The sequence below is a fragment of the Pontixanthobacter sp. genome, assembly GCF_049682855.1.
In the GTDB taxonomy this organism is placed as follows: Bacteria; Pseudomonadota; Alphaproteobacteria; order Sphingomonadales; family Sphingomonadaceae; genus Pontixanthobacter.
In genome coordinates this window covers 65,459-73,235 of record NZ_JBAUIK010000017.1, presented here as the reverse complement: position 1 = coordinate 73,235, position 7,777 = coordinate 65,459, and the positions used below count along the sequence as shown (strand labels likewise).

The 7,777-nt window shown below is 54.8% G+C and carries 5 protein-coding genes and 1 pseudogene; 3 read left to right on the top strand and 3 right to left on the bottom strand.

From position 1 onward, the window contains the following. From WA922_RS11535 to carA, 3 genes and pseudogenes are all read right to left on the bottom strand, one after another. Positions 1 to 702: pseudogene (locus WA922_RS11535) on the bottom strand (carbamoyl-phosphate synthase large subunit); the annotation flags it as partial. Next, positions 702 to 1,412 carry a hypothetical protein gene (locus WA922_RS11530; RefSeq protein WP_424771855.1) on the bottom strand — a complete coding sequence of 237 codons (711 nt, stop codon included), beginning with the start codon at positions 1,410 to 1,412 and terminating at the stop codon, positions 702 to 704. The gene WA922_RS11530 and the pseudogene WA922_RS11535, both read right to left, overlap by 1 nt. Beyond that, complete coding sequence (carA, locus tag WA922_RS11525; RefSeq protein WP_424771854.1) at positions 1,409 to 2,590, bottom strand: glutamine-hydrolyzing carbamoyl-phosphate synthase small subunit; 1,182 nt, start codon at positions 2,588 to 2,590, stop codon at positions 1,409 to 1,411. Before carA ends, WA922_RS11530 begins: the two co-directional genes overlap by 4 nt. A gap of 177 nt (positions 2,591 to 2,767) precedes the next feature. On the opposite strand from carA, the gene WA922_RS11520 reads away from it, so the two are divergent. From WA922_RS11520 to rpoD, 3 genes are all read left to right on the top strand, one after another. Then, the gene (locus tag WA922_RS11520) at positions 2,768 to 3,220 is read left to right on the top strand and encodes a GatB/YqeY domain-containing protein (protein WP_424771853.1); all 453 of its coding nucleotides are present in this window, start codon (positions 2,768 to 2,770) and stop codon (positions 3,218 to 3,220) included. 90 nt (positions 3,221 to 3,310) lie between these two features. Beyond that, a complete protein-coding gene (gene dnaG / locus WA922_RS11515) occupies positions 3,311 to 5,158 on the top strand; it encodes a DNA primase (RefSeq protein WP_424771852.1) in 1,848 nt (615 codons plus the stop codon). A 418-nt stretch (positions 5,159 to 5,576) separates the two neighbouring features. Next, positions 5,577 to 7,583 carry an RNA polymerase sigma factor RpoD gene (gene rpoD, locus WA922_RS11510; protein WP_424771851.1) on the top strand — a complete coding sequence of 669 codons (2,007 nt, stop codon included), beginning with the start codon at positions 5,577 to 5,579 and terminating at the stop codon, positions 7,581 to 7,583. The last annotated feature ends 194 nt before the right edge of the window (positions 7,584 to 7,777 follow it).

Genomic DNA, 7,777 nt, shown 5'->3' with positions numbered 1-7,777 from the left:
GATCGAGCAGATGATGATGCAATTGTCCTTGCGGTCGCGGACAACCTCCATCTCATATTCTTTCCAGCCGAGCAGCGATTCCTCAATCAGAACTTCGGTGGTGGGCGATGCGTCGAGACCATCTTTCACGATCTTTTCAAATTCCGCCTTATTATAGGCGATCCCGCCGCCGGTTCCGCCCAGGGTGAAGCTGGGTCGGATAATGCTGGGCAGGCCCGTCCGTTCAAGAATTTCCTGCGCCTCGGCCAGATTATGCGCCACCCCGCTGCGTGCACTTTCCAGCCCGATCTTGTCCATCGCATCGCGGAATTTCTGGCGGTCTTCGGCCTTGTCAATCGCCTCAGCATCGGCGCCGATCATCTGCACACCGAATTTCTCCAGCACGCCCATCTTTTCCAGGCTTAGTGCGCAGTTCAGCGCCGTCTGCCCGCCCATCGTCGGCAGCACCGCATCGGGGCGCTCTTTCTCAATGATCTTGGCGACAATCTCAGGCGTGATCGGCTCAATATAGGTCGCATCTGCAAATTCCGGATCGGTCATGATCGTGGCCGGGTTGGAATTGACGAGGATGACGCGGTAGCCCTCCTCCTTCAGCGCCTTAATCGCCTGCGTGCCCGAATAATCAAACTCGCACGCCTGCCCGATAATGATCGGGCCAGCGCCTATGACGAGGATGGAGGAAATGTCAGTACGTTTGGGCATTAGAAAAAGAAATCCACTATGAGGTCATAAAGTTGTTTGGCTGTTTGACTAACCACTGTTTTACCAGCCTCACGCGCGAGCCAGACCAGCGATTGCTGAGCTTGGTTCACAAAAGCTGAAGCCCGAACTTTTGTGCTGCTCCACCTTACTCGAAGAGCAGTAATTTCTTGTTTCGCTAGTTCAAGGTCGTTGCCAAGGGCGATTGCGCTTTCGTTATTTGTCTCAAGCAGCTTCTGTAATTCATCAAAAGTATCGTTGATAGCTTCGACTTTTTGGTCGTTCTGATGGTCAATCTCGACGAATCTATCTGGCTCTTCAAAATCATAAAACTCAGCAAGCAAGTTCGCTTCAGTTAGTTCCATGATTTGTAAGAGGGCTTCTTCAATAAACTTCGATCCAATCAAAAACGCTCTTCCGACAACCGTTTCGGGTTTGTCTTCAGACTCCATAAAAAGTGCCTCACACTTTCTAGGGTCGAGGTAGATATAATCTCTGGTAAAAGGGTCAGAGACAACCCGTCCACCATCCATCTCGACGAGTTTGGAAACAGAAGCAGAAAGCAAAGGTAGAGGTACATTTACACTGTAAACCCGCTCGAATTCATCCCGAAAATCATCGACATCGAAGACCCTCGCAAACCCAGATTGACTTTTCTGAGTTATATCCAGCAATATTGCAGCGACTAGATAGTCTTTGAGATCGACTATCACCCCAAGCCTCCAACAAACTTCTCAAACAGATAGAAGCTGTCCTGCGGGCCCGGCGATGCCTCTGGGTGATATTGCACCCCGAACGCACGCTTCCCCGTCACCGCAATCCCGCAATTCGAACCATCAAACAAGCTGACATGCGTTTGCTCGACGCCTTCGGGCAGAGTGTCACCATCGACCGCAAAGCCGTGGTTCATGCTGGTGATCTCTACCAGCCCCGAAGTCTCACCCCACCCCTCGCCCACGCGTTGGACCGGATGGTTTGCGCCGCGATGGCCTTGGTGCATTTTGGTGGTCTTTGCGCCCGCTGCAATCGCGAGCATCTGGTGGCCCAGACATATCCCGAACAGCGGCACGTCAATTTCTAAGAGGCGCTTGATCACCGGCACCGCATAGGCCCCAGTCGCCGCCGGATCGCCCGGTCCATTGGACAGGAACACACCGTCAGGCTTCAGCGCCATGATGTCATCGAAAGATGTCTTCGCCGGGACCACGGTCACTCTTGCGCCCGCCCTTACCAGATTGCGGAAGATATTGTCCTTCGCGCCGTAATCTATCGCGACGACGTGCGGAGTCGCATCACGCGCCGCGCGGCCATAGCCAGCGCCGAGCGTCCAATAGCCGCCCTCCCAGTTTTCCTGACCATCACGCGAAACCCGCTGGGCGAGGTCCATACCCTCAATCCCGGCCCATTCCTGCGCGCGTTTGAGCAAGGCGGGAATATCAAACTGCCCCTCTGGCGAGTAAGCGATCACCGCATTGGGTGCGCCCGACATGCGGATACGGCGCGTTAATGCGCGAGTATCAATACCCGAAAGGCCGATCTTGCCATTGGCCGCCATCCACCCTTCAAAGCTTTGCTCGCTGCGGAAATTGGCGGGCGGCGTAACCGCTTCGCGCACGATGCAGCCCACTGCGCTTTCGACCTTGCCTTCTGCATCCTCGACATTCGCGCCGACATTGCCGATATGGGGGAATGTGAAGGTGACGATTTGCGCGGCGTAGGATGGGTCGGTCAAAACTTCCTGATAGCCGGTCATGCTGGTGTTGAAGCAAATTTCCCCCACCGCATCGCCCACTGCGCCAAAACCCCGGCCCCAGATCACCGTTCCATCCGCCAAAACGCAGACACCGGTCGCTTTTTTTGGCTGCGCAGGAGTGGTGGCGGCGTGGGCCATAGTGGCGCTCCGATAACAAAAATTGCGGCGATGTTGCTAAGACATGGCGGCTATAGGCTACCCTCCGCCCCGTCAAGCTGTGCAGGAGCCAAATATTGCGTTATTACGAATGCATCACCAGCTTTGCGTGCATAACTTGCTTTACCCCATGCAAACCGACAATCAGGACACTCATTCATGCTTCGCGACACCATCAAATCCGCTACAGTTACATCCATGAAAGCAGGCGACAAGGACCGCACGGCCACGCTCCGGCTGATCGGCGCGAAGATAAAGGATCGTGATATTGAATTGCGCACGTCATCAAAGGACATAGATGACGAAGCGATGGTGATTGAGGTCCTGCAAAAAATGGCCAAGCAGCGCCGCGAATCGATCACCATGTTCGAAGATGGCGGACGCACCGAACTCGCCGAGAAGGAAAGGGCCGAGCTGGCAGTGATCGAAGAATATCTGCCGCAGCAAATGGATGAAGCGGCCACAATGGCTGCGATTGAGGCGGTAAAAACAGATCTGGGCGCGGAGGGTCCAAAGGACATGGGCAAAGTCATGGCCGAACTGAAATCGCGCCACGGTGCGCAGCTGGATATGAGCAAGGCGAGCGCCCTGGTGAAAGCGGCGCTCACCTGATGTCGCGTGCTTGTCTGGCTGCTATTTCATTCGGCCAAAATCCAGAAAAACTGTGGGCAAACTTGACATTTTGACCTAGTCAAACCGGTTATGGCTTTGAGTCCCCAATGGCTGGACGAGCTGCGCGCTCGGGTGACGCTTTCGAGCGTTATTATGCGCACGACCAAGCTCCAGAAGGCCGGACATGAGTGGAAGGCCTGCTGCCCGTTCCATGATGAAAAATCCCCCAGCTTCACGGTCAGCGACCAGAAGGGTTTTTATCACTGCTTCGGCTGCGGAGCGCATGGTGATGCAATCCGCTGGATGACAGATCAGCGCGGCATGCAATTTATGGATGCGGTGAAGGAACTGGCGGCGGAAGCGGGAATGGACGTTCCCGCGCCTGATCCGGTCGCCGCGCAGAAGGCAGAGCAGCGGGCGGGCCTGAATGACGTCATGGAGGCAGCGCAAAGCTGGTTCGAGGACAATCTACGCTCCGCCGACGGCGCGGATGCACTAACCTATCTGAAAAAACGCGGGTTCAAACCGGAGATAATGCGCGAGTTCGGTTTTGGCTTCGCGCCCGATGATCGGGGTGCCCTGAAACGCGCCTTGTCTGGTTTCGATGACACGATGCTGGTGGAATCGGGCATGCGGATTTCGGCCGATGATGGCGCGCAATATGACCGCTTTCGCGCGCGGTTGATGCTGCCCATCCAGGATGCGCGCGGGCGGGTTATCGCCTTTGGCGGGCGCATTTTGGACAAAGACGCCAAAGCGGCCAAATATCTCAATTCCCCCGACACGCCCTTATTCGACAAGGGGCGCAATCTTTATAATCTTCACCGCGCCAGCCCGGCATCGCGGCAAACCAACCGGGTCGTCGTGGTCGAGGGGTATATGGATGTGATTGCTCTTGCCAATGCCGGCATAGACGATGCGGTCGCGCCAATGGGAACGGCCCTGACTGAAACCCAGATCGAGATGTTATGGCGATTGGTCGACACGCCGGTCCTGTGTTTTGACGGAGACGCTGCTGGACAGCGCGCGGCGATGCGGGCGATTTCGCGGGCTCTGCCCATGCTGCGGCCCGCCCATTCGCTGCGGATTGCTCGCTTGCCAGCAGGGCTCGATCCGGATGATCTGCTGCAACAGCAAGGCCGCGCCGCAATGGATGCGCTGCTGGATGAGGCTGACAGCTTGCTCGAAACGCTGTGGATTTTTGAACGGGACGCACAGCCGCTCAGTTCGCCGGAGGACAAGGCCGGATTAAAGGCGCGCCTCACTGCGCACATTGATACGATCCAGGATCAGGATATTAAGGCGCTATATCGCCGCGAATTGCTCGAACGCTTTTCTGCCTTCGCTTTCCCCCCTCGGCCAAAGTTCAAACCGAATGTCGTCTATGGGCGTTTCGGTAACGCCCAGTCAGACAGGTTTAACAGCCAATCTGCAGACGGCGCCGAGCCCGAAGTGGCTATAACCTTAAAAAACCGGGAATTGTATCTCTACCGCCGGCTAGGCGCCGCTATTGTTGCGGGATTACTGCGGTACCCCGCAGCGATACGGCCGCACGCGGAGAATATTCTGGAAATCGAAGATACACATGTGGACGAGAGGATTGTTTTCATCATTGATAATCTTCTTGATGAGCCGGACATTCCATTGATTGAATGGCCTGACATTTTGCGAAGAAACGGCCATGTATTACCCGTGCTGGATGATTGGGATCACCTCAATTTTCCATTTGTACGGGACGCTGATGACAGCCAAATTGCCCTGCACTCTTTGCATAAGGCGCTGAACCTCTATTCCGGCATCCCCCGCGTCCGCAGGGAATTGGCGAAGGCAAATGCCATGTGCGGCAGAGATTTGTCTGATGGTGCATGGCAGCTCCAGCAAAGACTTCTTACACAGGCCACAGAATTGGAGGCGGAACTCAATCACCTTATAGCATAAAACTTGCGATATTGGCCGCCGCATCCGCCCAAATGCTTGATCCCGGCACCATGCGCCCCATATTGGGATGCGAAGGCTGTTCTCAAGCGCCGGATGAAACCCGTTTCTCCTTCCTTTGTGAAGGTATCGATCCGCAAGCTGCTATGAGTGATTTGGCCGGGACTGTATCGCTACGGGTCTGAAGGCCTGCTTTTGCAGCTGCTCTGTATGCGGCGACAAAGCGGTTTAAGACCGTTCCAAGTGGCGCTTATCGCGAAGCAACAACGGTTGCTTAAACGAAAGCTGGAATTTGAACGGCGATTCAGGCAAATGAGCATTGATCGGGCCGCGCCGCGCGCTGAGCGACTCGAAACGTGATTGAGATTGTCACTCCATACAAATGGATGATGGCGACATAGAAACGGACTGATACAGTTTTATGGCTTCCAAGGCGAAGAATGAAAAAGAAGATGCACCACTGATCGACCTTAACGAGGCATCGGTGAAAAAGCTTCTCACCAAGGCCAAGCGTAAGGGCTATCTGACCTATGACGAGCTAAACGCGGCACTGCCCCAGGATCAGATGAACACCGATCAGATCGAAGATGTAATGTCTGCGATATCCGAAATGGGCGTCAATATCGTCGAGAATGACGAAGAGGCTGAGGCTGAGCAGGAGCAGGAAGCCGAAGTCGAAGAAATCACCGTTGGCGCAAAAGACGCCAAGAAACCCGCAGCAGCACCAAAGAAGCTGGCCGCTGGCGAGCGAACCGATGATCCGGTACGCATGTATCTGCGTGAGATGGGTGCAGTGGAATTGCTCAGCCGTGAAGGCGAGATCGCCATTGCCAAGCGGATCGAAGCGGGCCGTGACACGATGATCATCGGCCTGTGCGAGAGCCCGATTACATTCCACGCGATCATTCACTGGTCCGAGGCGTTGAATGCAGAAGAAATGCAACTGCGCGAGATTCTTGATCTTGATGCGATGCTTTCAAAAGAGCCTCCGGTCGATAAGATGGAGGAAGAGAACGAAGACGATGATGGCGAGATTTCAGAAGAAACCGCCGGTGTCGATATTCGCGACGATGACGACGATTCCGATGATGATTCGGATGATGAAGATGAAGACGGCGAAGAGGGGTCTTCCAAAAAAGATGATGATGAGGAGGAAGACAACACCCTGTCCCTCGCCCAGATGGAAGCCACTCTGAAGCCGGAGGCGCTCGAGACGTTCGCCCGCATCACCAGCATGTTCAAAAAGTTCGAGAAGCTGCAGGCAGAGCGTGTCGATATTATGGGCGGTGGCGGCGAATTTGCGGCGGCCAAAGAGAAGAAATATGAAAGCCTTCGCGAAGATCTGACCGCGCAAGTGGAAAGCGTTCAATTCCATGCGACCAAGATCGAATTCTTGGTGGATAACCTTTATGCGTTCAACCGCCGACTGACGGCTCTGGGCGGACAGATGCTGCGTCTTGCGGAGCGTCACAAGGTCAAGCGGATTGATTTCCTCGATGCCTATATCGGTAATGAGCTGGACGATAATTGGCTTGCTGACCGGGTTAAGAAGGACAAGAAATGGGCTGCCTTCGCGGAGAAGGAAGCCGACGCCGTCGACCGTATCCGGGCCGAAATCGCGGACATTGCCAGCCAGACCGGCATGAGCCTGCCAGAGTTTCGCCGCATCGTGAATATGGTGCAAAAGGGCGAGCGCGAAGCACGTATCGCAAAAAAGGAAATGGTCGAGGCGAATTTGCGTCTCGTGATTTCCATCGCCAAGAAATACACCAATCGCGGCCTGCAATTCCTTGATCTAATCCAAGAAGGTAATATCGGCCTGATGAAAGCGGTGGACAAGTTTGAATATCGCCGCGGTTATAAATTCAGTACGTACGCAACCTGGTGGATTCGTCAGGCGATTACGCGCTCAATTGCCGATCAGGCGCGGACCATCCGTATTCCGGTCCACATGATCGAAACGATCAACAAGCTGGTCCGTACCTCGCGCCAGTTCCTGCACGAGCAAGGCCGTGAGCCGACACCGGAAGAAATGGCCGAGCGCCTTTCCATGCCGCTGGAGAAAGTTCGCAAGGTGATGAAAATCGCCAAGGAACCGATCAGTCTCGAAACGCCGATTGGTGATGAGGAAGATTCGCACCTTGGTGATTTCATCGAGGATAAAAACGCTATTATTCCCGTCGATGCCGCCATTCAGGCCAATTTGAAAGAGACGGTGACCCGGGTTCTGGCGTCGCTCACCCCGCGTGAGGAACGCGTTCTGCGGATGCGGTTCGGCATCGGTATGAACACCGACCACACTCTGGAGGAAGTTGGCCAGCAATTTTCGGTCACGCGCGAACGTATCCGTCAGATTGAGGCGAAAGCACTGCGTAAGCTGAAGCATCCAAGCCGCAGCCGCAAAATGCGGAGCTTCTTGGATCAGTGATGTCCAACCCATTATCTGCGTCAGCGTTGCTGTTTGCGGCACTGCCGCTGGGGAGGCAGCGCAGCCATCGCACAGGACGATAGCTCGGTTGCCGTTGAGGCAGATACAGGCGCTTTGGAACGGTTTTACCGGCTCGTGAAATATTGGGTGCCAGCTTTCTAATTGATACCAGAGAAGCAATTTTCTTCTCTGCA

Bases quoted from the DNA above. Each gene is read 5' to 3' on its own strand.
- carA (WP_424771854.1), bottom strand. From the start codon at position 2,590: ATGGCCCACGCCGCCACCACTCCTGCGCAGCCAAAAAAAGCGACCGGT.
- WA922_RS11520 (WP_424771853.1), top strand. From the start codon at position 2,768: ATGCTTCGCGACACCATCAAATCCGCTACAGTTACATCCATGAAAGCA.
- dnaG (WP_424771852.1), top strand. From the start codon at position 3,311: ATGGCTTTGAGTCCCCAATGGCTGGACGAGCTGCGCGCTCGGGTGACG.
- rpoD (WP_424771851.1), top strand. From the start codon at position 5,577: ATGGCTTCCAAGGCGAAGAATGAAAAAGAAGATGCACCACTGATCGAC.